Here is a 25660-nt window from a genome sequence, read left to right on the forward strand (position 1 = left end):
TAATAATAAAAGGGCGGGAAAATTATCTTTTCACGCCCCATAAGTTTATTTTTCCTCTATGCTTGAAGCCTAGCTTTTCATAAAGTATTTTGGCTCCTGTATTGCTTTCTGCAACATGCAGGAAAGGTGTTTTTCCATCTTCAAAGATCTTTCCGGAAACAAAAGTGACCAGCTGTTTGGCCAAACCTTTCCCCAGATGATCCGTATCTGTAATCACAGCGCTTACCTCCGTCATATCATTCATCTGCATCCTTTCGCCCGTTACAGCAACCAATTGATCATCTTTAAAAATTCCAAAATAGCGCCCTAATTCAGGGGTCCTTGCTTTAAAGTAATAAGGATAGAATTTCATTACAAATGCCAGAAGCTCGCCATAATGATCTTCTTTCAGTTCAATAATTTCCTCAGTCAGATCACTCTGAATGGGATTTTCCAGAACATACTGATCACAGACAAGTTGCGACAGATCCGTTTTTAAGTTTCCCAGATCAGGGCGGGTCCCGAAAATAAGAAAATCATCACAGATCTTTGCGTATTCTGTAATGTCTTCTGCTGTTGAAATCTCTGCTGCGCCACCAAAAGAGGCTACTTCAGGGTTGTAAAATTTCGTGTCCCCAAAATTAAAGCAGAACTTTTCGTGATATTCATTAAGTGAATGATAAACAGGATTATCTAGCTTTCCGTACATCAGTTGAAATTCATTACTTCTTCAAGGGTTTTCATGTATTCATAAGCCGTAAGGTCGAACTTTACAGGAACAATTGAAATATATCCGTTGGCCAATGCCGTTTCATCAGCATCTTCAGAATCATCCATATTGTTGAAATAACCCGTTAGCCAGTAATATTTCTTTCCGTGTGGATTCACTCTTTCGTCAAAGCTTTCTTCCCATTTGGCGTTGGCCTGTTTGCAGACCTTTATGCCTTTTATTTCTCCTGCAGTTAATTTCGGGATGTTGACGTTCAGTACAATTCCTCTTGGCATTGGGTTTTCAAGAGTTCTTCTTACTATATTCTGAATATATTCTTTAGCCTGGGTAAAATCAGCTTCCCAGCTGAAGTCTAGAAGCGAGAATCCAATAGCGGGAATACCTTCCACACCTGCTTCTACAGCGGCGGACATCGTTCCGGAATAGATCACATTGATTGAAGAATTGGCGCCATGATTGATTCCTGAAACTACAATATCCGGTCTTCTTGTAAGAATTTTATCAAGAGCCATTTTTACACAGTCTACAGGAGTTCCACTACAAGAATAATCTGTTTGTGGTCCTTCAAGTGTTACTTCTTCGTAGCTTAAGGTAGAATTAATTGTAATAGCGTGGCCTTTTCCACTTTGGGGAGAGTTGGGGGCAACAACAATAACTTCTCCAATTTCGTTCATGAATTGTATAAGGTTTCTGATACCAGGCGCTGTGATTCCGTCATCATTAGTTACCAGAATAAGTGGTCTTTCCATAAAAAAATTAAATTTTAACAAAAATACTCAAAACTATCCGATAATTATAAATAAGGTATTAAATTTGATAGTTTGTAACAGCGAATTAATTGCTGCTACTAATTGTAGTACATATTTTAAAAAAATTAATAAATAAAGACAGTTTATGTGGAAAAATTTCAAACTGAATAAATTTTTACTCCTAATTCCATTGACAAGTCTAATGTTTTGTTTCAACTCGCCAAAGAATGACGATGAAAAGATGCAGACGATTATGGTGAGCGTAAAGAATACCCTTTCTTATTTACATTACAGCCCGAAACCCATCAATGATGCCTATTCAAAGGACGTTTATAAACATTATTTCGAACTGGTAGACCCTGCTAAAAGATATTTTCTGCAGTCTGATATGGACGAATTCAGCAAGCATGAAGCAAAGCTGGACGATTATATCAGCCAGGGCGACCTGATCTTCTACAAACTTACCATCGACAGACTTTATCAGAGAGTGGATGAAATAGATAAGATTACTCAGGATATCTTCAGCAAGCCGATTAATCTTCAGGAAGATGAATCATTGACTCTTGAACCTAAGCTTAAGAAAGTACCTGTCAACAAACAGGAACAGTATAACGAGTGGAGAAAGTATATCAAATACAATATCCTTCAGGAGATTGAGTCTATGAACAGTAAAGAAGAAGCTCAGAAAGAGAAGAAAGACTCTGTTCAGAAGTACAAGCTGAAAGATACCATCAAATATCAGCCGCTTAATCAGGATCAGAAAATCAAAAAAGCGACCGATGAAGTGAAAGATCTTGTAAAAGATACCTTCACCAGATTCAAAAAGAGAAAGAAAATGGATTGGTTTACCGTGTATATGAATGCATATACTGAAGTATTCGATCCGCATACCAATTACTATTCTCCAAAAGATAAAGAAGATTTTGATACCCAGTTCACCGGAAAAGTGATCGGTATCGGAGCTCTTATCCAGGAGAAAAAAGGGAATCTTTTCCTTGGTGCTTTAACGATTGGTGCACCGGCCTGGAAGTCCAAGCAGCTTTCAGAAGGTGACAAGATCCTGAAAGTAAAATCTAAACCGAAAGAAGATGCAGTAAATGTAGTGGGAATGCTTTCTGATGAAGCCGTAAGACTCATCAGAGGTGAAAAAGGAACGCCGGTAACACTGACGGTTCAGAAAAAAGACGGAACGATTAAGGACGTAACGATGATCCGTGAAGAAGTAGCTATTGAAGATACATTCGCAAGAAGTATCGTAGTGAATTCTCCAAACGGAAAGAAATATGGATTCATTAACCTTCCAAGCTTTAATGCTGATTTTGAGGATGCTAAAGGAAGAAATGCTTCTGACGACATCAAAAATGAGATCCTCAAGCTTAAACAACAGAACATTGAAGGAATCGTTCTTGATCTTAGAAACAACGGTGGCGGATCATTAACTGAAGTAGGGGATATCATGGGACTTTTCATGGATGCAGGACCATACGTACAGGTGAAAGACGGAAACGGAAAGATCCAGACTTTAAAGAACAAAAATGAAACCCCAATCTGGACAGGTCCGTTAGTGATCATGCAGAACGAACTTTCGGCTTCGGCTTCCGAGATTTTGGCCGGTGTAATGCAGGATTACGGAAGAGCAATGATCATTGGTTCTCCACAGTCTTTCGGAAAAGGAACAGTACAGACTTTTGTAGACCTGAACAGATTCCTAAATACAGAAGATGATTTCGGATCTTTGAAACTGACCATCCAGAAATTCTACAGAATCACAGGAGAATCTACCCAGAGAAAAGGAATTGTTTCTGATATCCAGATGAAAGACTTTTTTACTTATGCTGAGGTAGGAGAGCGATATGATGATTATGCTTTGGCCTGGGATAAAATTCCAGGGACTAATTTCCAGAAACTGAATTATTTCAATATTCAGGCACTTGAAAAAGCAAGCGCAGACAGAATGGCTAAAAACAGCAACTACCAGTTGTTGCTTGAATCTGCCCAGTGGAGAGAGAAGCTGGATAAAGAAGAAAACATCACGCTTAATATCAACAAATTCAATGAACTGATGAAGCAAAGAAAAGCTCAGATCGAGAAATTCAAAGCTTTGAGCAAGTTCGAGAATGGTCTGAAGTTCATGATGTATCCAAGTGAAGTGGAAAGAGAGAAAAAAGACGAAGCATTCAAGAAAAAATCTGAAATGTGGATCAAAAATCTGAAAAAAGACCCATACTTACAGGAAGCAATGAATATCGTTTCCGATATGGGAGCTAAATCATAAAAACAAAAAAACCGCTGATGAAGATCAGCGGTTTTTTTATGGCAATAAAAGATTATTTAATTTCTACGCATCCCACTCTCCCTCCTGCATTTCCGGTAGGCTGAGTATGGAAATCGTCTGCAGCAGCATGTACAATAAGCCCTTTTCCGATGATATTTTTAGACTCATCCGTACAACCCAGACACCATTTGTTTGTTTTGAAAGTAAGGACAGCTTTTCCGCTTGCATCAGCAGTAAGGTTTCCTATATCTCCCATGTGGAAATGCTCGGCACCCCATTTTCCATGGTCGTCTTTAGCAGGATTCCAGTGTCCGCCTGTAGAAGTTCCATCGGCTGCAGAACAGTCGCCTTTTTCGTGAATGTGTACTGCATGAATACCTGGAGTAAGATTTGTAACCTCAAGTTTCATGGTCACTTCTTCTCCTTTCTGGGTGAACTTTGCCGTTCCACCCGTCTGTGTTCCGCTCTTAGCGTTAACGGCATACGTTTTTGTAGTGCAGCATGAAGCCGCTAAAAATGCCCACCCCGCCAGTAATGCTAATGTTTGTCCTTTCATTTTTAAATGATTTAAAGTGATTTTAACGATAAATTTATAAAACATTTTCCGAAAGACTTTATGATTTCAGTCCTTTTTTCAAAAACAGCAATATATGACAAGTGAAATTCGGTTCATCTTAATACCTTTACCTGTCAGTATTTGTTAAATGGAAGAACATAAAAAAAGAATCATTAAAGCAATAAAATACATAGACAGCAACCTTGATGCTGATCTTTCTCTGGAAAAAATTGCAGAAATAGCTACGTATTCCTCCTTCCATTTCCACAGGATATTTAAGCTTACTACAGGTGAAACCCTCCAGAACTATATTATCAGGAAGAAAATAGAAAAAAGTGCCCTTTATCTGGCTGTAAAGAAAGAAATACAACTTAAAGATATCTACCTTGATCTCGGATTCTCCAATCATTCTGTTTTCAGCAAGACCTTTAAAAAATACTACGGAATAGCTCCGTCCTCTTTTAGAAATTCTGCACCCGAAACTTTTCACAAGATTTTACAGATACAAAGCAAGAACGGACAAGTTGATACGGTTTTCAGCCAATACATTTGCACTATAGAAAACCTGTTAAACTGGACAAAAATGAATTTAAAAATCGAAGTAAAACAATTGCCGGAAATGGATCTGGCTGTAGTAATGAGCTTAGGAATTGCCAATGTGGAACCTTCTTATAATACACTCATAGAGTGGGCGAAAAAGAAACAGTTATTTCCCCGGGAGAATGTCAAAATGATCTCCGTTTAACATGACAGTTTCAAAGTAACACCGCCGGATAAAGTAAGAATCCATGCGGGTATGCTTTTGGATGAAAAGCTAGAGAAACAGGAAGGGCTGGTATTTTCAGAAACCATAGATGCCGGAAAGTTTATTGTAGGAAGTGGAGAAGTTACCCTTCAGGACTTTGAACAATGCTGGGTATCCCTGTTTTTATGGATGAATGAGCATCATTATACCATGAGAAAAGCTTTTCCTTTTGAGATCTATCATTCCAATTTCAAAGAACATCCGGAGGGCAAAATGGCCGTGGATTTCTGCATCCCGGTCCATTAATTTCCCATTCAGAAGCCAAAGTATGCCTTTCAGTAAAATTTATTTTAAAGAAAGGCATATTCCGTATTATTTTTGATCCGAAAATTAACCCCATGAAAACACAAGAAAACAAACTTTTACTGCTGATTGCTTTTCTATCCTTTTTCGCAGGATATTCACAGGTCAGGATCTCAGGAAAAGTTACTTTCAAAAGTAAAGGCATTAGCGAAATCAATGTCACATTAAAAGACACCTATGATGGTGCCACTACAGATGCTCAAGGGAATTTTTCCTTTGAAACTTCGGAAAAAGGAAATCATATCCTGACGTTTACCCATCCGAAGTATCAGGAAGTAGAAAAAGCTGTTGTCATTGATAACCAGGATATTTCAGTCAATGCAGAGCTTAAAGAGCAGATCAGTGAGATTGATGCTGTAGTGGTTTCTGCAGGTTCTATTGAAGCCAGCGATAAAAAGAGGGCCACGGCCTTGTTGACACCTATTGATATTTATACTACGGCAGGAGCAGACGGACAGATTTCTTCGGCTTTAAATTACCTCCCGGGTGTTCAGAAGGTCGGGGAAACAGAGGGACTTTTCATCAGGGGAGGCACAGGAACAGAATCCAAGATCTTTATGGATGGAAGTCTGATCAATAATTATTTCTCCAGCTCAGTTCCGGGAATTGCAGGAAGGGATCGTTTCAATACCTCTCTTTTTAAAGGAAATGTTTTTTCTAGCGGCGGGTATTCTGCATTATATGGTCAGGCATTTTCAGGTGCTCTGATGCTTGAAAGTGTGGATCTTCCGGGTCAAAGCTCTTATGATTTTGGGGTATCACCCATCTTTCTGAGTGCAGGATTTCAGAAACTGGGAGAAGATAAAAACCATTCTTTCGGGGCAACTTTAGGTTATTCGCTTTTAAGTGTTATGCAGAAAGTTTTTAATTTTAATACAGATTTCATTGATGCTCCCCAGGGCTTAAACGGTGATTTTAATTTTAGAATCAAAACAAAATCAGGCGGATTCCTGAAATATTACGGAATGTATGACTCCAATAAAATGGGCGTGAGAACTGAAAGCCTGGAACCGGAATACGATTTTGCACTGGTAAGACTTAAAGGGAAAAATACCTACCATAACCTGTCTTTTAAACAGAAATTCGGGAAATATCTTCTGAATGTCGGGACCTCTTATTCCTACAACAGATCCGATCTTCATTTTTCTACGGAAACCAATAATTCAGAATCAGGCAGATCCGAGCTTTTAACAGACGGAAATTACATCAACTTTAAAGCAGTTCTTGAAAGAAAGATCAATAAAATCAGTGCAGTGAGAGCAGGTTTTGAATTGAATAACACAAGTGAGAACCTGAATTTTGGAGAAGTACAGAAAAATTATAAAGACCTTATATCCGCTGCTTTTGCAGAAACAGACCTTGGATTCAGTAATGCACTGTCTGCAAAAATAGGGGTGAGGGCTGAAAACTCTTCTTATTTAGGGAAAAGCAATGTTGCACCACGCTTCGCATTGGCTTACCGCCTGGCAAAAGACTGGACGACCTCCTTTGCCTATGGATTATTCTACCAGAATCCCGAGAGTAAATATATCAACTGGCCTGCAGATCTTGATTTTCAGAAATCCCAGCATTATATTTTCCAGGTTCAGAGAGCATCAGACGGCAGAAGCCTTCGTTTTGAGGCTTTTTACAAGAAATATGACCAACTAATTAAAACATTCAATATCACACCGAACAAAGAACAGAACCAGCAGGTACAGACCGCTTTGAATAATAACGGCTATGGCTACGCAAAAGGACTTGAGCTGTTCTGGAGAGATAAAAAAACCTTTGAAAACATAGACTACTGGATCAGCTACTCATTCCTGGATTCAAAAAGAGACTTTATCAACTATCCTGTGAGCCTGAAACCGAATTTTGCTTCTGCACACACCCTTTCTGCTGTAGCTAAAAGATTTATCCCGGAATGGAAGCTGGGTGTCAATCTATCCTATACCTATTCCAAAGGCCGTCCTTATTATGATATTGCAGCGAAAGATGAAAACGGAAACATGGTCAATTATATCAGAAACGAAGGAAAGCTGAAAGATTATAATGCGCTGAACATCAGCTTTAATTATCTTCCGAATCTCGGAAAAAAAGATGCTAAAGCTTTTACCGTTTTTGTATTGAGTGTTTCCAATGTTTTAGGATCTAAAAATGTTTACGGGTACAATTTCTCAGTGGATGGTACCAGGAGCTCATCAGTAGTTCCGCCGGTCAATACCTTTGTGTTTGTGGGAGCTTTCATCAGTTTTGGAGTGGACAGAACGCAGGATGCGATTAATAATAATTTATAAAATAACAGCAACGGATATTATAATGATTACAAAATACATAACTTCGAAAATACAATTAACTAACTTTTAAAAAATTGATATAATGAAAAAATACCTATTAAGTTTTGCTTTAGCTTTTATGAGCTTAACCGCTTTTGCACAGGCAGATTATGAAAAAATAATGGCTGAAAAGATCGCGAAAACAGAAACATGTAAAACTCCCGAAGAGTTCCAGACTCTGGCTAATGATTTCCAGAGAATCGGAAGTAAGGAGAGCTCAAAATGGCTTCCACCGTACTATGCAGCATTCTCCCAGATTCAAAAGGGAAGGCTGATGATGAGAAACGGAAATATGCAGGAGCTGGATGAAACAGCAGCTCAGGCCGATAATTATCTGGCAAGTGCTCAGAATCTTGCCGGAGCAGACAATGCAGAGATCCATTTGCTGAGAAAAATGGCAGCTTCCCTAAGAATGATGGTCAATCCGGCTCAGCGTTATATGACAGACGGCGCCAAGGCTACTGAAGAAATGGGGATTGCAGAGAAGCTTGATCCTTCCAACCCAAGGATAGCTCTAATCAAAGCAGAGGATGTCTATTTTACACCTGAACAGTATGGCGGAAGCAAAACCAAAGGACTGGAGCTGTTTAAAGAAGCCATTGCGAAATTTAATGCTTACAAACCCAAAACAGCCTTAGATCCGAATTGGGGCAGGGCAGAAGCCGAATATTTTATCAATATGCCGGCAAAATAACAAAAAAAGAAAGCCTTCCTGATACGGAAGGTTTTTTTATTCCATTCGGAAAGGAAAATCTGCCTTTCAGTAAAAAATAATTTTTGATACCTTTATTAAAGACTAATTTTGAGCCAAGAAAACGGATCATGAAACGTAAAGGATTTATAATCTTACTTTGGGTATCGTTGGGAACAGCGCTATTTTTCTTCTTATTTTTTACAAAAGAGAAGAGTTTTCACAATTTTTTGATTACGCTGTTGATCTCTACCATGTACTCCTTTGTTTTGGGATGTGGAAACGCTTTTATCAATGACTTTCTCAATAAAAAGTTTCCATGGTCTGAAACAACCGGAATAAGAACAGCCTTAAGTGTAGTTTCTATCATTGCCGGTAATTTTATTCTGGTTTATTTCTGCAATTATATCAATTATGTTGAGATCCAGAAAGTGGCAACAACAGAAACCTTTTTTTCAAAAGAATATTCCACTACAAATTGGTTTATGATCAATATTGCGCTTCTTATTTCTGCCTTTCTGCATGCAAAAAGCTTCATGGAGGAGCTTAAGAAAACATCCAAAAAAGAGGTCGTGGAACAGAAGCTCATCGCAAAGTCTGCCAATGCGCAGTTTGAAAGCCTGAAAAACCAGCTGGACCCACATTTTCTTTTTAATTCTTTAAATGTTCTGAGCTCCCTGATCGATGAAAATCCGGCTCAGGCACAAAAGTTTACGGCCTCAATGTCAAAGATTTACCGCTATGTGCTGGAACAGAAAGACAAAGAACTGGTAACGGTAGAAGATGAGATCGAATTCGCAAAAACCTACTGCGATCTTTTAAAAACAAGGTTTGAAAACAGCGTAGATTTTATTTTTGATGTTAAAAAAGAAGATTACAGAAGATATGTTGTTCCGCTTTCACTTCAGCTTTTGCTGGAAAACTGCATCAAACACAATTTTGCGACCTCTTCAAAACCTTTGGTTATTAAAATATTTTCGGATAATGATACCTTATGCATAGAAAATAATCTCCAGGCAAGAGAGCAGATGAAAGAAAGTGCCGGAATCGGGTTAGCGAATATCGTTCAGCGGTATGCACTGCTTACCAAAAGGAACGTTTTCATTGAAAAGTCAGAAGATTATTTTAAAGTAAAAGTTCCGATACTGTCCAATAAACCAAATACAATCAGTGTAAAAACGGAAGATGAGAACGGATCTTATGAGAAGGCCAGAAAACGGGTAAAAGAACTCAAAAGCTTTTATGCCAATTTAATTTCCTATTGCACTGTGATTCCGTTTTTAGTGATTATCAACTTTATGACTTCTCCGAAAAACCTTTGGTTTTATTTTCCCATGCTGGGGTGGGGAATTGGTATCGTTTCCCACGCATTTCGGGTGTTTGGAGTCGGAGAATCCTGGAAAGAAAAGAAAATCCGGGAGATTATGGATAAGCAAAAAAATAGAAATAATGGAAACGTACGATGAAAATGATATCCGGTATCAGCAGGCTAAAAGGCAGGTTGAAAGATTAAGGGGATTTTATGGACATTTATTCTCGTATATCGCAGTAAATGCTATGATTGTAGTGTATAATATTAAGCATTTAGAACACGGAGAGAGTTATTTCCAGTTCAAAAACTTCTTTACGGCGACTTTCTGGGGAATTGGACTGGTGGCTCATGCTATTATCACCTTTTTGCCCAATATAAGCTTCGTTAAAAATTGGGAGGAAAAGAAAATCCGGAAGCTGATGGAGAAAAAGAAGAACTGAAAGAGTTCTGTAAATGAAGTTTTAAACTTATTTTTTAATCTTAATTTAAAAATATGCATTTACTCCAAGTTTTGTTCCCAATCTCAATGGTTGCCTGGTTTCTTACAGAGATCCTCTATAAAAATATGCTGAAATCCGGCAAAGAAGATAAGAAAGACAAAGATAAGTCCACCCTGAATATTTTATGGATGGCCATTCCGTTTTCCATTGCAGCTTCAGTAGCAGTATCTTATATGACAAAATTCCCAATGACGGGAGGTACCTGGATCTTATATGCGGGTGAAGCTTGTATTCTGATAGGAATTGTTTTTAGGTTTATAATCATCAGATCTTTAGGGAAATATTTTACGGTAGATGTTACAATAAAACAAGACCATAAGATAAAGAAAGAGGGTTTTTACAAATACTTGAGGCATCCGTCGTATGCATTCTCTTTGTTAACTTCTTTAGGATTAGGTATTTATCTTAATAATTGGGTTTCTTTACTCCTGGCTTTTCTGCCACCATTTATTGCTTTTGCTTACCGTATAAAAATTGAAGAAGAAGCTCTTGTAGAACAGTTCGGAGAAGAATATTTGGAATACCGGAAGGAGACCAAAAAGCTCATTCCTTTTATTTACTGATTTCCCTTTTTATTTTAAACATAATCATCTGCAATATCTGTGGAATGTGTGGAAGAAAAGAAGAAAGGTTTACATCCAAAGAAACAAAATTTACAGTCCAACCAATCTTTTTACGATTCAGAAAGCAAATCCTACGACTCAGTCATATAAAATTGATTAGAGCTCTGTTTCTGAGCTACCTTTGATTCAACAAAAAACAAATTACTTTTAAAATAAAAATTATGGAAACATTAGGATACACAAAAGAAACACTGGCTTACAAAAAAGCAGAAAAAAGAGTAAAAGAACTGAAAGGATTCTACGGAAATCTTACCTCATACTGTTTGGTTATTCCTTTCCTTATTGCGCTGAATTTGCTTACATCTCCGGATCATTTATGGTTCTATTGGCCAATGCTGGGATGGGGAATCGGAATTTCAGCCCATGCTGTGAATGTTTTCGGAATAGGGAAAGAATGGGAAGAAAAAAAGATCAGAGAATTGATGGAGCAGGACGCGAAAAACATAAAAACATTATAATTTAACCACATATTTTTAACGATCATGAATTACGATAACGCATACGAAAGAGTTACTCAATTGAAAAAGTTTTATAAAAGCCTTCTTTGGTTTGGAATAGTAGCTGGAATTATATTTTTTAACGATGTTTTTGAAAATGGAAAATTCGATTTTTCTTTATTCGACGGATCTGTTATTCTGTTGATCTGGGGAATTATCTTAACAGTAAAAGCTGTAAAGCTCTTCCTTTTAGATGATGAATGGGAAAGAGATATCATGGAAAAAGAGCTGAAGAAAAACAAAAAGAGCATACACTTTTAAGCTGTGCATTTTTTTCTCTAATTTTATTCCCGATTTAAACTAAAAACTATAGCTCAATGATTAAGACTGTCATTATTGAAGACGAAAAACCGGCTTCGCGGAAACTGGAAAGAATGCTGGGTAATTTTCCTGAAATAGAGATCGTTGGCAAAATAGAATCGGTAGAAGAGGGAGTTGCCTGGTTTTCTGAAAATGAACATCCGCAGCTTATTTTTTCAGATATTGTTCTTGGTGACGGCTTATCTTTCGATATTTTTGAAAAAATGCCTACAAAAGCATTTATCATTTATACGACGGCTTTTGATCAGTATACTTTGAAAGCATTTAAACTGAACAGTATTGACTATCTTTTAAAGCCTATTCTGGAAGAAGATCTTTCAGGAGCAGTAGAGAAGTTTAAATCATTTATTCCGGCCAGCAATACAACCGGTTCTGAGGATATCAAACAGTTGATCAGGAAAGAGAAATCTACTCTTTCAAGGATATTGGTGAAAATAGGATATAATCTGAAGATAGTTCAGACTCAGGAAATAAGCTGCTTTTTTAGTGAAAATAAAATCGTTTACCTTCAGACTGAAGAACGTGCTTATCCTTCAGATTTCACATTGGATGAGCTGGAAGATATTCTGGATGAAAAGAAATTTTTCCGTGTCAACAGACAGTTTATCATCAATTCAGACTATATAAAAAACATTCATACATCCCCGTACTACAAAGTTGACATGGAGTTTCAGCCACAGGAAGAAATCACGGTCAGCAGAGACAGGGTGAAGGATTTTAAGGAATGGCTGGTGAGGTAGACTGATTAGAAGCTAGATTTCAGACATCAGACATTAGATTTCAGACTGAGAATAAGGTTAAGGCTAGAACTGGGTATTTTAACTTTAAACCCAACCCCAATCCCTTAAACTTTGAACCGAAAACCTGAACTCTCCTTACACTAAAACCCTCAAACTCTCAAACGCACTGCAACTACCTGTAATCTATCCTGTTAGATTCAGTATCTTCAAGCTGTTTTATAATAGATTCGGGGATCTCATCACTGTCAATTGGAAAGCTGATGGAATCGGAAATGAAAGTCTTTCTGTCTGCTTTCTGAAATATCTCAAACAGGGCTATCGGCTCTTGGTTAAAACTGATACATGTACTTATAAAATGAACCTCATGGAGCTTATATTCTGGATTTTTGAGCTTTTCCTTGATATCTTTTATCCTTGAGATAAAGTGTCGCTGGCGGATGAATGTATTGCTGTTCATGATGATGAATACATAATCGGAGTAGGCCGTTACTTTTCCGAAATACTTATGGTGATCTCCGCCGCTTCTTTCGATGAAATATTCGCCCGTGGTTTCAGACTTGTAGATCTCCATCGCAGAACGCCAAATCCGCTCTTCCCGGGCCTGAAGAGGATTCTCAGGAAGGTTTCTGTTGTAAGAATACCAGCAACCAACCAGGCGATCCAAAAGAGCCATATTCTGATTCACATTATTCATATCGATCCTGAGATCATTGAAATTGAATGCCTCCGTGTTGGAATTAATGAAATCAATATAATTGGAATAGCCTAAAACGGTAACAATTTGACTTAATTTACTAAGGTTTGGCCTGCTCAGAACTGCATTGTTGTTTTGCTGGTATTTCTTTAATTTGTTGATAATCAAATGTTCATAGAGGTAGTTGGAGCCTAGGAGATCAGGTTCTTTTTTGATTTCTTTTTCAGAATGATCACTGATGATGAGGTCATTAAGTTCCGAACTGATGTACGACCATTCGGTTTTCGTCACATCTTCCCAATGATTCTTCTTTAAAAAATGAAGGCTTAAAAAATTCATTAATTTTTCAAGATGCAGAATATCTTCTTTTTTCATCAGTTCACTCTTTAAAATAATACCGTTTTAAATAAGGTTCAAATTATAAGACTAATATAAGATTTTTATACATCAGAATAAGTTTTTTGAAAGACTTTTATATTCTAAAATCAAATGATATTTGAGTAGAAAAACAAAAGTTAACACAATGGAAACAACAATGTTATTAAAAGACGAAACCCTTTGGAGCAGGATCCAGAGTTTTTCATTAGATGCTTCGGATGCTGATTCCCCTTTTTCGAAAAAACTGGCCAAAGAAGAACGATGGACCTTAGACTTTACCCAAAAAGCCATTCAGGAGTATAAAAAATTTGTTTATCTCTGCTGTATCCTTCCCAATGGAGCTTCTCCAAGCGAAACGGTAGATAAGGTATGGCATATGCACCTGATTTATACCCAGAATTATTGGGAAGATTTCTGCCCGAATATTTTAAAGAAAAAACTTCATCATCATCCTTCTAAAGGAGGAATTTCTGAGAAAAAGAAACACCAGGACTGGCATCATGACACTTTGCATCATTATAAGGAAATCTTTCAGCAGGAGGCACCGGAAGATATCTGGACAGGTCAGATAAAGAAAAATGATCAGAAGACATTCTGGAAAAAGGGACTTAAACTCCTTGCGTTGGGCTGCCTCTTATTTCCGGTGTATTCCTGCTCCGGAGGTATCTTTGCAGGGGTGATCGTTACTATTTCATGGATCATTGGCTTCTTCGTTTTCATGGGGTTTATTTCATGGATTTTCGGAGGAAATATCAATAAAGAGCAGGATAAAAATGTCAGCAGCAATTCCGATGGAAGTTCAGGCTGCAGCGGCGGCTCCAGTTATGGTGGCGGTGGCGGTTGTGGCGGCGGATGCGGAGGAGGTTGTGGCGGATGTGGCGGTTAAAAAAACAATAGCTATGAAAAGAATACTGCTCTACTCAGTCCCGGTAATGATAAGCATGATCTGGCTTATTCTTACACAGCAGACCTGTAATCCGATCTCAATAAAAGGTCCTGAATTTCTGAAGTTTTATTTGATGCTTGTGCTGGGTTTTTATGCTTCAGTAATGATTATCAAATCTTTTAAAGAAAACAGCTCAAAGACAACACTTTACTTTATGATTCTAATTCTTTTGCTGGGCATTGTAAAACTGATAAAAGGATTAATCATAGGAAAACCGGTCGGATATCTTGTTATGATATTGATTGTCGAAGGAATTATCTTGCTGTGTCAGCCAGGTTTATCATCCAATAACAAACATAAGCAGATTTAAAAACAATATCATGACCAGAAAATTCACGGAAGTTGAGAAAAACATATTATACAAAAATATTCCTTTGCAGAAGCAGGGGCATGCCGTAGGATGGGAACCGGTTTTGTTTATTATCCTGACCATACTCCTTTTTGTATTGGGAATCAAAATAATCCTGTTTGATTATAATCCGTTTTTGGATGATGAAAAAGAGACTTTGGGCTCTTTTCTCTATTTTATGGCGACGTTTATTCCTATTGGTGGAGTATCCTTCGTAAGCGTTGCCGTTTTATTTATGCTCGTAAAAAACATGATTTTGTATCCGAGGTATGGAAAATATGCAGAAGAAAAATCATTTGATGTGGCAGACATTGAAATTATCCAGGGGAAAGGATCCGAAGATTTTATCATCCGGATTTTCAATACCGCAGGCGGGAAAACAGAAATAAAAATCGACCTGAAAATAGACGTGGAATCCTCTTTAAAAGATAATTTTCTCAAAACAATTGAAAAATACAGAGCTAAAGATTCTGAAAACATCAATATTCCGTTTATGAAAGTCCTTCGTATTCTTGAAACGAAACCTTTTTCAGGAATGATACATCTAAGATTAAGTGATTTTTCTACCGATACGAAACTGGATTCCAGCCAGCTGATCTATTCTTATGATGTTTTTTTCAGGACAAAATATAATGTAATCTCCAGTTTAAAAACAAGAGAACCCCTTTTTATGAATTTCTACGGAGATAATTTTGAAAAAGAAATCAATTTTACGATGAATGATGTGGAACGTAAAATAACTTACTATTTTGTTGAAGATTATTTGCTTTAGATCGATGTGTATTTGGCTGATCAAGCTCGGGAAAGACAAAAAATAACCCCAAAACAAAGTGCTTCGGGGTTTTATTGATATCAATTAAGATGATTTAATTTTTCTGTTTCTCCTTTCCCGCTGCGTTGTTATATCTGCGGACTATAACCGAAGTTACTACAGCAAAAATAAGCGTTAACGCAATACTGGTAGTTTCCTGATGTACAATAGCCTGATAAAGATTAAAACCAAAAACAGCACCTACAACAGCGATTAAAATTTGATTCACAAAAGCATACTGGATTTTTGAAGTCGTTTTCATAATGATATTTTTTTATTGTTATTTACTGAGTAAGTCTAACAACTCAAAATTCGTTACAGAAAATTTTCAAAAAACTTTTCGTTATGCAATTACACCGCTTCCAATCAGCTCCTCACCAATATACCAGGCTGCAAACTGTCCCTCTGCAATCGCTGACTGAGGTTCTTCAAATTCGATATAAGCTGCATTTTCAAACTGATACAAAATGGCTTTCTGTAGCGATTGCCTGTATCTGAATCTTGCCATTACTTCCATAGATTCTCCATTTCCAAGCTTCATATCCTCACGAACCCAATGCATCTCCGAATTGTCAATTTTTAACGCTTTTTTGTGCAGTCCCGGAGAACTGTGACCTTCGCCCACAAAAATAATATTGTTTTCCATGTCTCTGGAGAGGATAAAACAGCTTTCTTTATGTCCGCCGATACCAAGCCCTTTGCTTTGTCCAATCGTGAAAAATTGAGCACCCTGATGCTTTCCGATCACTTTTCCGTCGGATTGTTTATAATCGATTTTTCTGGACAAAAATTCCAGTTCTTCTTCTTTTGAAGAAAATTCAGGTTTTTCCACTGAAAATAAAGGTGAATCTTTGAAAATTTCTACAATTTCCCCTTCTTTGGGAACCAGCTGCTGCTGTAAAAACTGGGGAAGGCTTACCTTTCCGATAAAGCATAATCCCTGAGAGTCCTTTTTGTCGGCAGTTACAAGCCCGATTTCTTTGGCAATTTCCCTTACTTCCGGCTTTGTGAGCTCTCCGATAGGGAACAACGCTTTTGATAGTTGATCCTGGCTTAGCTGGCACAGGAAATAAGACTGGTCTTTATTATTATCTTTTCCGGCTAAAAGATGGAAGATTTCCTTTCCATTTTCATCAAAAGTGGAATTCACCTGAGCATAATGTCCTGTTGCCACCTTATCGGCACCCAAAGACATAGCCGTCTTCATAAAAACATCAAATTTTACTTCTCTGTTGCACAGAACATCCGGATTCGGAGTTCTTCCTTTCTGGTATTCATCGAACATATAATCTACGATTCGCTCTTTGTAAAGCTCGCTCATATCGATGACCTGGAAAGGAATTCCCAATTTCTGAGCGACCATCAGGGCATCATTACTGTCTTCAATCCACGGGCATTCATCCTCCAGCGTTACCGAAGCATCATTCCAGTTTCTCATAAACAAAGCCACAACTTCATGACCTTGCTGCTGCAGCAAATATGCTGTAACACTGGAGTCTACACCTCCAGATAATCCTACGACTACTTTCATTTTATTTCAATTTTACGGAACTCTTAACGGGAGTCCTTAGTTTGACCCGGCAAAAATACAATTAAAAAAATTCGCAAAAAAACCATAATTTTAAACATTGATAAAAACGATATTAATATGAAAAAAATTATTATTCCCATAATGCTGATGATTTCAGGATCGGTATTTTCCCAGATTACCACCAGCGCACCTGTCGCAGAAACTAACCGCTGGACTTTCGGTGGAGGAATAGGGCTGGGTTTTGGAAGCAACAGCTCATTTTATCTTCAGGCTTCTCCCAGAGTGGGATACAGGCTTACCGATGATCTTGAGGCTGGAGTGGTAGGAAGTGTTTCATGGCAAACCTCCGATTATTACAAATCTACGATGTTTGGGGTGGGTCCTTTTGCCAATTATTATTTTGCCAGGTCCTTTTATGTAGGAGCCAATCTTCAGCAGTACTTCATCAACTATAAAGATAAGTTTTATGATTATAAAGTGAACGAACAGGAAACTGCCCTGTATCTGGGTGGTGGTTATATGCAGAGAATAGGCGGGAATTCTTTTATGCAGCTCGGGGTAATGTATAATGTACTGTGGAAAGAGAATTCAAGTGTTTTCTCTAGCGGTCTTGTCCCAAGTATTGGGTTTGTAGTAGGGCTCTAATCTTTGTTTTTATAAGAATTGTTTTTCACAATATTTTCTAACCACAGATTTCACGGATTTTCACAGATCATGCCTAATGGCTATCAAAATGTATGCTCTTTAAGTACTTTATTTGTTGATATTATTAAAGTAATACTTTCGAAAATATCTGTGAAAATCCGTGAAATCTGTGGGACTTTAGCCTGCTTAATTTTTACACATATATGAAAAGGCTTTAGCCAAAAGATATAAAAACGAAAAGCACCGGATTTTTCCGGTGCTTTTCAATATAATTACATTACTTCTATTAAGATTAAGAAGACTTTTCAGTTGTCTTTTTTGCTTTAGGAGCTTTCCCGATTAATGCATCTTTTGTATCATTAAGATCCAGGATCACCGTTTCACCTTCAGATAATTGCTTGTTTACCAGCATTTCTGCCAATAAATCTTCAATATATTTCTGGATGGCACGTTTCAATGGTCTTGCTCCAAAGTCTTTATCCCATCCTTTTTCAGAGATAAAGTCTTTCGCTTCTTCAGTTAACTCAACTTTATAGCCTAATTTTTCAAGTCTGCCATATAATTTATTAAGCTCGATATCGATAATTCGTTTAATATCATCCTGTACAAGAGAGTTGAAGATCACAATGTCATCAATTCTATTTAAGAATTCCGGAGCAAATGCTTTCTTAAGTGCATTTTCAATCGTACTTCTTGCTCTTGAATCTGTACTTGTTTTTTTAGCTGAAGTTCCGAATCCTACACCATCTCCGAAATCTTTAAGATCTCTTGTTCCGATATTTGAAGTAAGGATAATGATTGTATTTCTAAAATCGATTTTTCTGCCTAAACTATCGGTCACGTGACCTTCGTCCAGAATCTGCAACAGGATATTGAATACATCCGGGTGAGCTTTTTCAATCTCATCCAGAAGAACCACAGCATAAGGTTTTCTTCTTACCGCTTCCGTTAATTGTCCACCTTCTTCATATCCAACGTATCCCGGAGGCGCACCAACCAATCTTGAAACTGCAAATTTTTCCATGTACTCACTCATGTCAATTCGGATCAGAGATTCGTCAGACTCGAAAAGCTCTCTTGCCATTACTTTAGCAAGCTCGGTTTTACCAACCCCGGTGGTACCAAGGAAAATAAAAGTACCGATAGGACGGTTCGGATCTTTAAGTCCGGCTCTGTTTCTTTGAATTGCTTTCACAACTTTCTTCACAGCGTCTTCCTGACCAATCACTTTTCCGTTCAGTTTCTCATCCATCTGAGCTAATTTATCAAGCTCATTTTTGCCGACTTTCGTTACCGGAACACCACTCATCATAGAAACCACTTCGGCTACATTTTCTTCCGTTACGGTTTCTTTTTTCTCTTTTACATCCTTATCCCACTTCTCCTGAGCCGCATTCAGTTCCATCTGAAGACGTTCCTCTTCATCTTTAAGCTTTCTGGCCTCAAGATAATCCTGAGCCTTAACTGCTTTCTGCTTCATTTCTTTAATATCCTCGATTTTCTTTTCAAAATCAATGATTTCGGTCGGAACTTTCATGTTTTTAATATAAACACGTGAACCTGCTTCATCCATGGCATCAATAGCCTTGTCCGGTAAGAAACGGTCTGTAATATATCGTGATGTCAAATTGACACACGCCAGAATAGCCTCCGGAGTATATACTACATTATGGTGCTCTTCATATTTATCTTTAATCTGATTCAGGATCTGAATGGTTTCGTCAATGGAAGTAGGCTCTACCATTACCTTCTGGAATCTTCTTTCCAAGGCCCCGTCTTTCTCAATATACTGACGGTACTCATCCAGAGTTGTAGCCCCGATGCATTGAATTTCACCTCTTGCCAAAGCTGGTTTAAACATATTCGATGCATCTAAACTTCCTGTAGAGCTTCCTGCACCAACAATAGTGTGAAGCTCATCAATAAATAGGATGACATCTCTGTTTTTTTCCAGTTCGGTCATGATCGCCTTCATTCTTTCTTCAAACTGGCCACGGTATTTTGTTCCGGCCACTAAACTTGCCAGATCCAAAGTGATGACACGTTTTCCGTAAAGAACCCTGGAAACCTTTTTCTGTTGAATTCTTAAAGCTAACCCTTCCGCAATCGCAGATTTACCAACACCCGGCTCCCCGATAAGAAGCGGATTGTTTTTCTTTCTACGCGATAAGATCTGAGAAACACGCTCAATTTCTTTTTCACGCCCGATTACCGGGTCCAATTTTCCATCTCTAGCCAAAGAAGTTAAGTCTCTACCAAAGTTATCCAATGTAGGGGTTTTACTTTTTGCAGAGCCTAAATTTCCTGAAGGCTTTCTCATCTGCTCAAATTCCTCTCGGTCATCATCATCGTCATAAGCACTCATTTGTGGTGCCTGTCCGGAATTTTTAAGCATAGTCTGGTATTCTCTTGAAACTCCTTCATAATCGATGTCGTAAGCTCCCAGGATATTCGAAGTAGGGTCCTCATATTTGTAAAGAATGCCTAAAAGCAGATGAACGGTATTAATTTCATTGCTTTTATATTGTCTGCATTCCAGTTCAGCACGTTTGATCGCATGATCTGCCATCTTAGTGAAAGAAATATTAGTAACCTCCTCAGAAATAGGATTAAGACTTGCTGTATTTAGAGTTTCAATTTTTCTTCTGATTTGTGTTAAATCCGCATTAAGGTTTTGAAGGATTTCTTTTGCAGAGTTTTCTGTTTTTATAATACCTAAAAGTAGATGTTCTGTATTAAGAAATTCACTTTTGAGCCTTTTCGCTTCGCTCTTGCTTTGTTTGAACACTTGGCTCAAACCTTGTGAAAACTTATAATCCATAATATATCTCATTAGAATAATGGCAGCGGTGCCATTTATTCATTATCTAAATTACAAATATTTTACCAAAAATCAATTAATGACTTTATGGCAGAAAAAATTTTATTATCTTATTGAAAATGATTAAGTTTGTTATCCTTTAAAAATTCCCCATGAATCCTGAAATTACTACATATATTGGTTATTCTGCATCCATTTTTATAGTATTGAGTTTTATATTAAAAGATGTAAGAAAAATCAGAATAGTCAATATGATAGGCTGTATCTGCTTTGTCATTTATGGTATCTTCAATGGAATGCTCTGGCCGGTTATTATCCCCAATGGACTGATCTGCTTTATTCAGGTTTATCATTTACTGGCCGGAAACAAAAAGTAATGAAGAAAAAGATAATTATCTCTGCTTTCAGTAGTCTGTATACAGATCAGCGAATAGAAAAAGTATGCAGGACTTTACATGAGAACGGTTACCAGATGGAACTGATAGGGAATGACTGGAATGGAGCAGAACAAATGGAGCGGCCTTATCCGTTTTCAAGGATACATTTATCTTCCACAAGTTTAAAAACGGCTTACTTCGAATTTAACTGGAAACTGTATCATCAGCTAAAGAAAAAATCAGATCATAATACAATTCTTTATGCCAACGACGTTGACGCACTGCTGTCAAATTATCTTATTGCTAAAAAATTAAATATCCCATTGGTTTTTGATAGCCATGAAATTTTTTCAGAAATGCCTGCAATTCAGGGCAAAATGTCACAAAAAATCTGGAGATATCTGGAAAAGAAAGTCATTCCCAAGCTTAAATTTATGATTACGGCCAGTGGAAGCTATGCAAAATGGTTCCAAAAAAAGTATGGTGCCGATCCTGTGGTCATTCAAAATGCACCCAGACGGCAGGATTTTACAATGGAAATTCCTGAAAATAATCCTAAAATATTTTTATACCAGGGATCCATTAATCCCTTTCGGGGTATCGATAAAGCGATTCTGGCGATGCATCATCTTGACGGTGTTGTTTTTAAAATAGCAGGGGACGGCCCGAGAAAAAAAGAATACCAAGCTCTGGTTAGTAGAGAAAAGCTTGATCATAAAGTTCAGTTTTTAGGAAAATTAAAACCGGAAGATCTGAGAAAAATAACGGTAACAGCCGATGTAGGGATGAGTATCGAAGAAAATGGGGGCGAAAGCTACTTTTACTCTCTTCCGAATAAAGTTTTAGACTGTATTCAATCCCATGTTCCATTGGTATTATCTAACCTTCCCGAAATGCAGAATATCAAAAATCAGTTTGATGTGGGAGAAATTATTAAAGACCACCAGCCTGAAAATATTGCTGCTGCAGTACAGAAAATCCTTGATAACGGAAGGGAAAGCTATCAGGATGAACTTGAAAAGGCTTCTAAGGTATTCTGCTGGGAAAATGAAGAAATAAAACTGTTGAAAGTTTTTGAAAAAGCGTCAGAATAAATAATCTTTATAAAAAATGGTATCTTTGCATTAAAAATTTGTTAAATAAAATGACCATTAAAGAAAAACAGCAGGAAATCATTGAAGAGTTTGCGTTTCTTGATGACTGGGAGCAAAAGTACGAGTATATTATTGATCTCGGAAAAGAATTAAAAGGACTTCCTGAAGACCGCAAAACGGATGATAATCTAATCAAAGGATGCCAGAGTAAGGTATGGATTGATGCTGAATTTAAAGATGGTAAGCTTTTTTTCGATGCAGACTCCGACGGAATTCTTCCGAAAGGAATTGTTTCTCTTTTGGTAAGCATTTATAGCGGCCATACCACTCAGGAAATTTTAGATTCTGATTTTGAATTCATTTCAGAGATCGGGCTTCAGGAATTTCTCTCGCCGTCCAGAGCAAATGGACTAATGGCGATGACCAAGCAGATCAAATTTTACGCAGTTGCTTATCAGCTAAAATCGTAGCAGTGACCAGAATTCTAGCATATCGTTTTTCTGCTTTTGGCGATGTCGCGATGACGGCGCCGGTATTCCGGGAGTTTCTGGAACAGAATCCTGACGTAGAAATTATCATGGTTTCCAGAAAAAATTTTGAAAGCTTATTTACTGATATTCCGAATGTTACATTTAAAGGAATTAACCTTGATGACTATAAAGGCATCTTTGGATTAAGAAGGCTGGCCAATGAGCTCATTAAAGAATTCAATCCTGACTTTATAGGCAATCTTCATGATGTGATAAGAACCAAAATTCTTGATAGGATCTACAGAAGAAAAGGATTTAAAGTTTTTAAAATAAACAAAGGAAAAGAAGAAAAAGAAGAGCTTACAGATGTATGGAATTTAAATAAAGTTCAGCTAAAAAAGACCGTCGAGCGTTATGCAGATGTTTTCCGCGCGATGGGGTTTAAAGTAGAGCTTTCCCATAAGCTTAGACCGGCATCGGTACAAAAATCAGGAATTGGTTTGGCTCCTTTTGCACAGCACAGAGGAAAAATGCTTCCTTTGGAAAAATCATACGAACTGGCAAAAATCCTTTCAAAAAAGCAAACCATATATTTCTTTGGCGGTGGCAAAAAAGAAACGGAAACCCTTGAAAAATGGGAAAGTGAAATTCCGAACACCAAAAGTCTTTCAGGGAAACTAAGTCTTTCAGAAGAGCTTCAGAAAATTTCTGAACTGGAGCTGATGATTTCCATGGATTCCGCCAATATGCATCTTGCCAGCCTTATGGGAACGAGATGTATTTCCGTTTGGGGGGCGACACACCCGTATGCGGGATTTTTAGGCTTCGGACAGAGTGAAAATGATGTGGTCCAGGTAAAAGATCTTACCTGCAGACCCTGTTCTGTGTTTGGAGATAAAGAATGTTACCGTGGCGACTGGGCCTGTCTTGAAGAGCTTAACATCCAGAAAATAGTAGAGGCAGTCAATTCTTAAAAATTATTTTACTCATTTCTGCGGCCTTAGCATCATCAGAATAGTTCTTTTCCAGAACCTTACCTCTGATTTCATTTTCATTATAATTTTCAGCTGCTGTTTCAATTATCCGTTGGCGGATTTCATCCGAAGTAGCACCTAAACGGCATAAACTCATCAGGGCAGGATCATCTGTGATATTCTGATTGATAATAACGAATCTACTGTTGTATAATGCATTAAACAATTTCACCTTCGTACCGGAATTCTGATAGGAGAGAAGAACGTTAGTATGGGCGTTTTCAAAAAGGTGACGAAGATTCTCACTTGTTTCGATTGGGACAATGCTTATATTTCTAATGTTATTGATTTTCTTTCTCACATCATCACTGGCGCGGTCGGATGCTACTACAAGCCTGTGCTGAGGAAGGGCTTTAAACATCCTGATGGTTTCTTCCAATGCCTTTTTGTTGTCAGATATACTCAGGTCACCATGAAAAAGAAAATAATCACCCTTTCCGTTCAATTGCCTTACAGATTTGTTGCCATGAAAAATATGAATAAGACGGGCGTTTTTTGAATATGAATTTACTTCATTAAATTCTTTCCCGGAAAGACAGAATACACTTTCAAATTCCTTTAAAAGCTTTTTCTGATAATCAACAAATTTTAAAGATTCTATTTTGTAAATGATCTTTTTAAAAATATTTTTTTCTGAAGAGGAGAGCCCTTTGTAATACTCAGATTCATTATTGTGGAACCTCAGGTAGAATTTGTAACCTTTACTTTTTAATCTACGGATAATTTGAGTGGTTTGCAGCCCTTCAAACAATACTGGAGCCTCTACCCTCATAAGATTTTCAAAAAGAGCATCAGAAGTTCTTATTGCCGCCGCAAAGGGTACCGACGAAAGATAATGGAAGGGATTTTTCTTCTTTTTGTAAAAGAAAACATTTTCTGTAATGCTTTCTATCTCTTGATCAATAATTTCCGGAATATCATCAACAAAACAGTGGAGGTGTATCTTTATGCCTAATCCGGCCAATGCTTTAATCTTATAATAAACATCAATAATACCGCCGTAGGAGGGAGGATATGGATAATTGAATGATATAAGATGGAGTTCCTTCAAAAAAAGTGAATTTATGGCTGTAAGATCACAAAGGTAAGAATATCCCGAATGTTTTTAAACAAAAAAATCTCCCAATACATTGAGAGATTTTGTGGGCCCTGAGGGATTCGAGTTGTTTTAGCTTAAAGGTTGATATGTAATGTTTTACAGGTTTGTCTTAATGAGGGTATGCCTAAAAGTATGCCTTTTTTACTCTATAAGTATTCTCAAATATGGAAATGTAGTGGAGAAGTAAATTAGTCTAATTTCTCTACTAACAGGAAAATAGATATTCCAATAAACTACCTTTCTGGTTATAAACTTGTGTATAATCATGCCATCAGGTAGGATTTCAAGGTTTATTCTTGTTGCCCTATCTGATAAAGCCTTATTTATTCTGTTATAGTAATGTTCTGATTTCTTGTCAAATTCTAGTGTTACAACTTCCAATATATCCCAAAAGAATATTAATTCTGTTCTATGAGGTGTAAAGTTTAGAAACTTCTTTATTTCACTTCCTATCCATAAATAGCTACAATAAGCATTATCAGGTATGCTGTCTGCAATACTCATTAGGTTTAATTCCCAGTTGTCGTACTGATATCCAATTCTAAATGGTATTCTTGGTTTCATAGTTGGTAAATAAAAAACCACCTGAATTAGGTGGTTTAAAAAGTTTATTGGTACTTAATAATTTTAATCCTTTCTGAATTATAAGATTTAATTATTTCTACAACACCTATTATTTTTCCTTCCTTGAAATAAATTTGAAAGCCACGATACCCATAACTTTTAAATATGGTGCTATCATAGTTTACTGGTGTTATATCAGGCTCTAGTGTTACAACAAAAGGTTCTTCACTATCTTTTATATCTCTTAATTTCAGAGGATAATTGTGAATACTTAACCCATTATTGTGAAAAACAATAGGAGGTTTTCCTAAATCAAGAACTATTTCAGTAGAAGTATTATATACTTTTCCATCTAATTGATAATGTGTTGAATTAAAAGTGTGTTGTGCTTTTAATGCTAGAGGAAATAGTAAAACTAAAATAAGGGTTAGGATTTTCATGTTTGTTA

The 25660-nt window shown here is 37.2% G+C and carries 28 protein-coding genes and 1 pseudogene; 19 read left to right on the plus strand and 10 right to left on the minus strand.

The genetic code is table 11. The features are described from left to right. Positions 1 to 22: 22 nt before the first annotated feature. Together LC418_RS01835 and surE are read right to left on the minus strand one after the other, a co-directional pair. Entirely contained in the window at positions 23 to 688 is a 666-nt protein-coding gene (locus tag LC418_RS01835) for a GNAT family N-acetyltransferase (protein WP_223557896.1), read from the minus strand. Continuing rightward, complete coding sequence (surE, locus tag LC418_RS01840; protein WP_111953983.1) at positions 688 to 1458, minus strand: 5'/3'-nucleotidase SurE; 771 nt, start codon at positions 1456 to 1458, stop codon at positions 688 to 690. The genes LC418_RS01835 and surE overlap by 1 nt, the downstream gene beginning before the upstream one ends. Before the next feature lie 145 nt (positions 1459 to 1603). Between surE and LC418_RS01845 the strand changes: the two genes are divergently transcribed. Continuing rightward, complete coding sequence (locus LC418_RS01845) at positions 1604 to 3733, plus strand: carboxy terminal-processing peptidase (protein WP_223557897.1); 2130 nt, start codon at positions 1604 to 1606, stop codon at positions 3731 to 3733. A gap of 52 nt (positions 3734 to 3785) precedes the next feature. On the opposite strand, the gene LC418_RS01850 is transcribed toward LC418_RS01845, so the two are convergent. Next, entirely contained in the window at positions 3786 to 4289 is a 504-nt protein-coding gene (locus LC418_RS01850) for a superoxide dismutase family protein (RefSeq protein WP_223557898.1), read from the minus strand. Between the two features lie 148 nt (positions 4290 to 4437). On the opposite strand from LC418_RS01850, the gene LC418_RS01855 reads away from it, so the two are divergent. The 10 genes and pseudogenes from LC418_RS01855 to LC418_RS01900 all read left to right on the plus strand — a co-directional run bounded on the left by LC418_RS01855 (position 4438) and on the right by LC418_RS01900 (position 12399). Continuing rightward, complete coding sequence (locus LC418_RS01855; RefSeq protein WP_223557899.1) at positions 4438 to 5034, plus strand: helix-turn-helix domain-containing protein; 597 nt, start codon at positions 4438 to 4440, stop codon at positions 5032 to 5034. 15 nt (positions 5035 to 5049) lie between these two features. After that, positions 5050 to 5340: pseudogene (locus LC418_RS01860) on the plus strand (GyrI-like domain-containing protein); the annotation flags it as partial. A gap of 92 nt (positions 5341 to 5432) precedes the next feature. Next, on the plus strand, positions 5433 to 7676 hold the full coding sequence (locus LC418_RS01865; protein WP_223557900.1) for a TonB-dependent receptor: 2244 nt from the start codon (positions 5433 to 5435) through the stop codon (positions 7674 to 7676). A gap of 82 nt (positions 7677 to 7758) precedes the next feature. Further along, positions 7759 to 8409, plus strand: a complete 651-nt coding sequence (locus tag LC418_RS01870; RefSeq protein WP_223557901.1) for a hypothetical protein — start codon at positions 7759 to 7761, stop codon at positions 8407 to 8409. Between the two features lie 128 nt (positions 8410 to 8537). Further along, complete coding sequence (locus tag LC418_RS01875; protein ID WP_223557902.1) at positions 8538 to 9872, plus strand: 2TM domain-containing protein; 1335 nt, start codon at positions 8538 to 8540, stop codon at positions 9870 to 9872. Then, a complete protein-coding gene (locus tag LC418_RS01880) occupies positions 9856 to 10158 on the plus strand; it encodes a 2TM domain-containing protein (protein WP_111953995.1) in 303 nt (100 codons plus the stop codon). The genes LC418_RS01875 and LC418_RS01880 overlap by 17 nt, the downstream gene beginning before the upstream one ends. Before the next feature lie 53 nt (positions 10159 to 10211). Then, the gene (locus LC418_RS01885; RefSeq protein WP_223557903.1) at positions 10212 to 10781 is read left to right on the plus strand and encodes a methyltransferase family protein; all 570 of its coding nucleotides are present in this window, start codon (positions 10212 to 10214) and stop codon (positions 10779 to 10781) included. Between the two features lie 221 nt (positions 10782 to 11002). Next, positions 11003 to 11299 (plus strand): 2TM domain-containing protein, encoded by a 297-nt coding sequence (locus tag LC418_RS01890; protein ID WP_111953999.1) that lies wholly within the window; start codon positions 11003 to 11005, stop codon positions 11297 to 11299. 24 nt (positions 11300 to 11323) lie between these two features. Further along, the gene (locus LC418_RS01895) at positions 11324 to 11599 is read left to right on the plus strand and encodes a 2TM domain-containing protein (RefSeq protein WP_223557904.1); all 276 of its coding nucleotides are present in this window, start codon (positions 11324 to 11326) and stop codon (positions 11597 to 11599) included. Positions 11600 to 11655: 56 nt separating this feature from the next. Next, the gene (locus tag LC418_RS01900) at positions 11656 to 12399 is read left to right on the plus strand and encodes a LytR/AlgR family response regulator transcription factor (RefSeq protein ID WP_111954003.1); all 744 of its coding nucleotides are present in this window, start codon (positions 11656 to 11658) and stop codon (positions 12397 to 12399) included. A gap of 172 nt (positions 12400 to 12571) precedes the next feature. On the opposite strand, the gene LC418_RS01905 is transcribed toward LC418_RS01900, so the two are convergent. Continuing rightward, on the minus strand, positions 12572 to 13468 hold the full coding sequence (locus tag LC418_RS01905) for a hypothetical protein (RefSeq protein WP_223557905.1): 897 nt from the start codon (positions 13466 to 13468) through the stop codon (positions 12572 to 12574). 148 nt (positions 13469 to 13616) lie between these two features. Between LC418_RS01905 and LC418_RS01910 the strand changes: the two genes are divergently transcribed. From LC418_RS01910 to LC418_RS01920, 3 genes are read left to right on the plus strand one after another with little or no spacing between them, the layout of a single operon-like run. Next, positions 13617 to 14357: a glycine-rich domain-containing protein gene (locus LC418_RS01910; RefSeq protein WP_223557906.1), complete on the plus strand. Its 741-nt coding sequence runs from the start codon at positions 13617 to 13619 to the stop codon at positions 14355 to 14357. Positions 14358 to 14370: 13 nt separating this feature from the next. Then, entirely contained in the window at positions 14371 to 14727 is a 357-nt protein-coding gene (locus LC418_RS01915) for a hypothetical protein (protein WP_223557907.1), read from the plus strand. Between the two features lie 10 nt (positions 14728 to 14737). Next, complete coding sequence (locus LC418_RS01920; RefSeq protein WP_223557908.1) at positions 14738 to 15538, plus strand: hypothetical protein; 801 nt, start codon at positions 14738 to 14740, stop codon at positions 15536 to 15538. Between the two features lie 94 nt (positions 15539 to 15632). Here LC418_RS01920 and LC418_RS01925 read toward each other — a convergent pair whose 3' ends face one another. Both LC418_RS01925 and mnmA read right to left on the minus strand, forming a co-directional pair. Beyond that, positions 15633 to 15839, minus strand: a complete 207-nt coding sequence (locus LC418_RS01925) for a hypothetical protein (RefSeq protein WP_111954013.1) — start codon at positions 15837 to 15839, stop codon at positions 15633 to 15635. Positions 15840 to 15920: 81 nt separating this feature from the next. Beyond that, positions 15921 to 17108 carry a tRNA 2-thiouridine(34) synthase MnmA gene (mnmA, locus tag LC418_RS01930; protein ID WP_223557909.1) on the minus strand — a complete coding sequence of 396 codons (1188 nt, stop codon included), beginning with the start codon at positions 17106 to 17108 and terminating at the stop codon, positions 15921 to 15923. 117 nt (positions 17109 to 17225) lie between these two features. Here mnmA and LC418_RS01935 point away from each other — a divergent pair, with 117 nt between their 5' ends. Then, on the plus strand, positions 17226 to 17753 hold the full coding sequence (locus tag LC418_RS01935) for a hypothetical protein (protein WP_111954017.1): 528 nt from the start codon (positions 17226 to 17228) through the stop codon (positions 17751 to 17753). Between the two features lie 292 nt (positions 17754 to 18045). Here the strand turns inward: LC418_RS01935 and LC418_RS01940 are convergent, their stop codons facing one another. Then, complete coding sequence (locus tag LC418_RS01940) at positions 18046 to 20574, minus strand: ATP-dependent Clp protease ATP-binding subunit (RefSeq protein ID WP_111954396.1); 2529 nt, start codon at positions 20572 to 20574, stop codon at positions 18046 to 18048. Positions 20575 to 20726: 152 nt separating this feature from the next. Here LC418_RS01940 and LC418_RS01945 point away from each other — a divergent pair, with 152 nt between their 5' ends. From LC418_RS01945 to LC418_RS01960, 4 genes are read left to right on the plus strand one after another with little or no spacing between them, the layout of a single operon-like run. Beyond that, positions 20727 to 20951 (plus strand): uroporphyrinogen decarboxylase, encoded by a 225-nt coding sequence (locus LC418_RS01945; RefSeq protein ID WP_111954019.1) that lies wholly within the window; start codon positions 20727 to 20729, stop codon positions 20949 to 20951. Then, on the plus strand, positions 20951 to 22045 hold the full coding sequence (locus LC418_RS01950; protein WP_223557910.1) for a glycosyltransferase: 1095 nt from the start codon (positions 20951 to 20953) through the stop codon (positions 22043 to 22045). Before LC418_RS01945 ends, LC418_RS01950 begins: the two co-directional genes overlap by 1 nt. A 50-nt stretch (positions 22046 to 22095) precedes the next feature. After that, positions 22096 to 22515: a SufE family protein gene (locus LC418_RS01955; RefSeq protein WP_111954023.1), complete on the plus strand. Its 420-nt coding sequence runs from the start codon at positions 22096 to 22098 to the stop codon at positions 22513 to 22515. A gap of 2 nt (positions 22516 to 22517) precedes the next feature. Beyond that, the gene (locus tag LC418_RS01960; protein WP_223557911.1) at positions 22518 to 23489 is read left to right on the plus strand and encodes a glycosyltransferase family 9 protein; all 972 of its coding nucleotides are present in this window, start codon (positions 22518 to 22520) and stop codon (positions 23487 to 23489) included. Here LC418_RS01960 and LC418_RS01965 read toward each other — a convergent pair. From LC418_RS01965 to LC418_RS01975, 3 genes are all read right to left on the minus strand, one after another. Beyond that, positions 23479 to 24600 carry a hypothetical protein gene (locus LC418_RS01965; RefSeq protein ID WP_223557912.1) on the minus strand — a complete coding sequence of 374 codons (1122 nt, stop codon included), beginning with the start codon at positions 24598 to 24600 and terminating at the stop codon, positions 23479 to 23481. The two genes, LC418_RS01960 and LC418_RS01965, sit on opposite strands and share 11 nt — an antisense overlap. Before the next feature lie 189 nt (positions 24601 to 24789). Continuing rightward, positions 24790 to 25212 carry a hypothetical protein gene (locus tag LC418_RS01970; protein WP_223557913.1) on the minus strand — a complete coding sequence of 141 codons (423 nt, stop codon included), beginning with the start codon at positions 25210 to 25212 and terminating at the stop codon, positions 24790 to 24792. A gap of 44 nt (positions 25213 to 25256) precedes the next feature. Continuing rightward, complete coding sequence (locus tag LC418_RS01975) at positions 25257 to 25652, minus strand: hypothetical protein (RefSeq protein ID WP_223557914.1); 396 nt, start codon at positions 25650 to 25652, stop codon at positions 25257 to 25259. Positions 25653 to 25660: the final 8 nt, after the last annotated feature.

Origin of the sequence: Chryseobacterium lathyri (assembly GCF_019970085.1) — a bacterium.
In the GTDB taxonomy this organism is placed as follows: Bacteria; Bacteroidota; Bacteroidia; order Flavobacteriales; family Weeksellaceae; genus Chryseobacterium; species Chryseobacterium lathyri.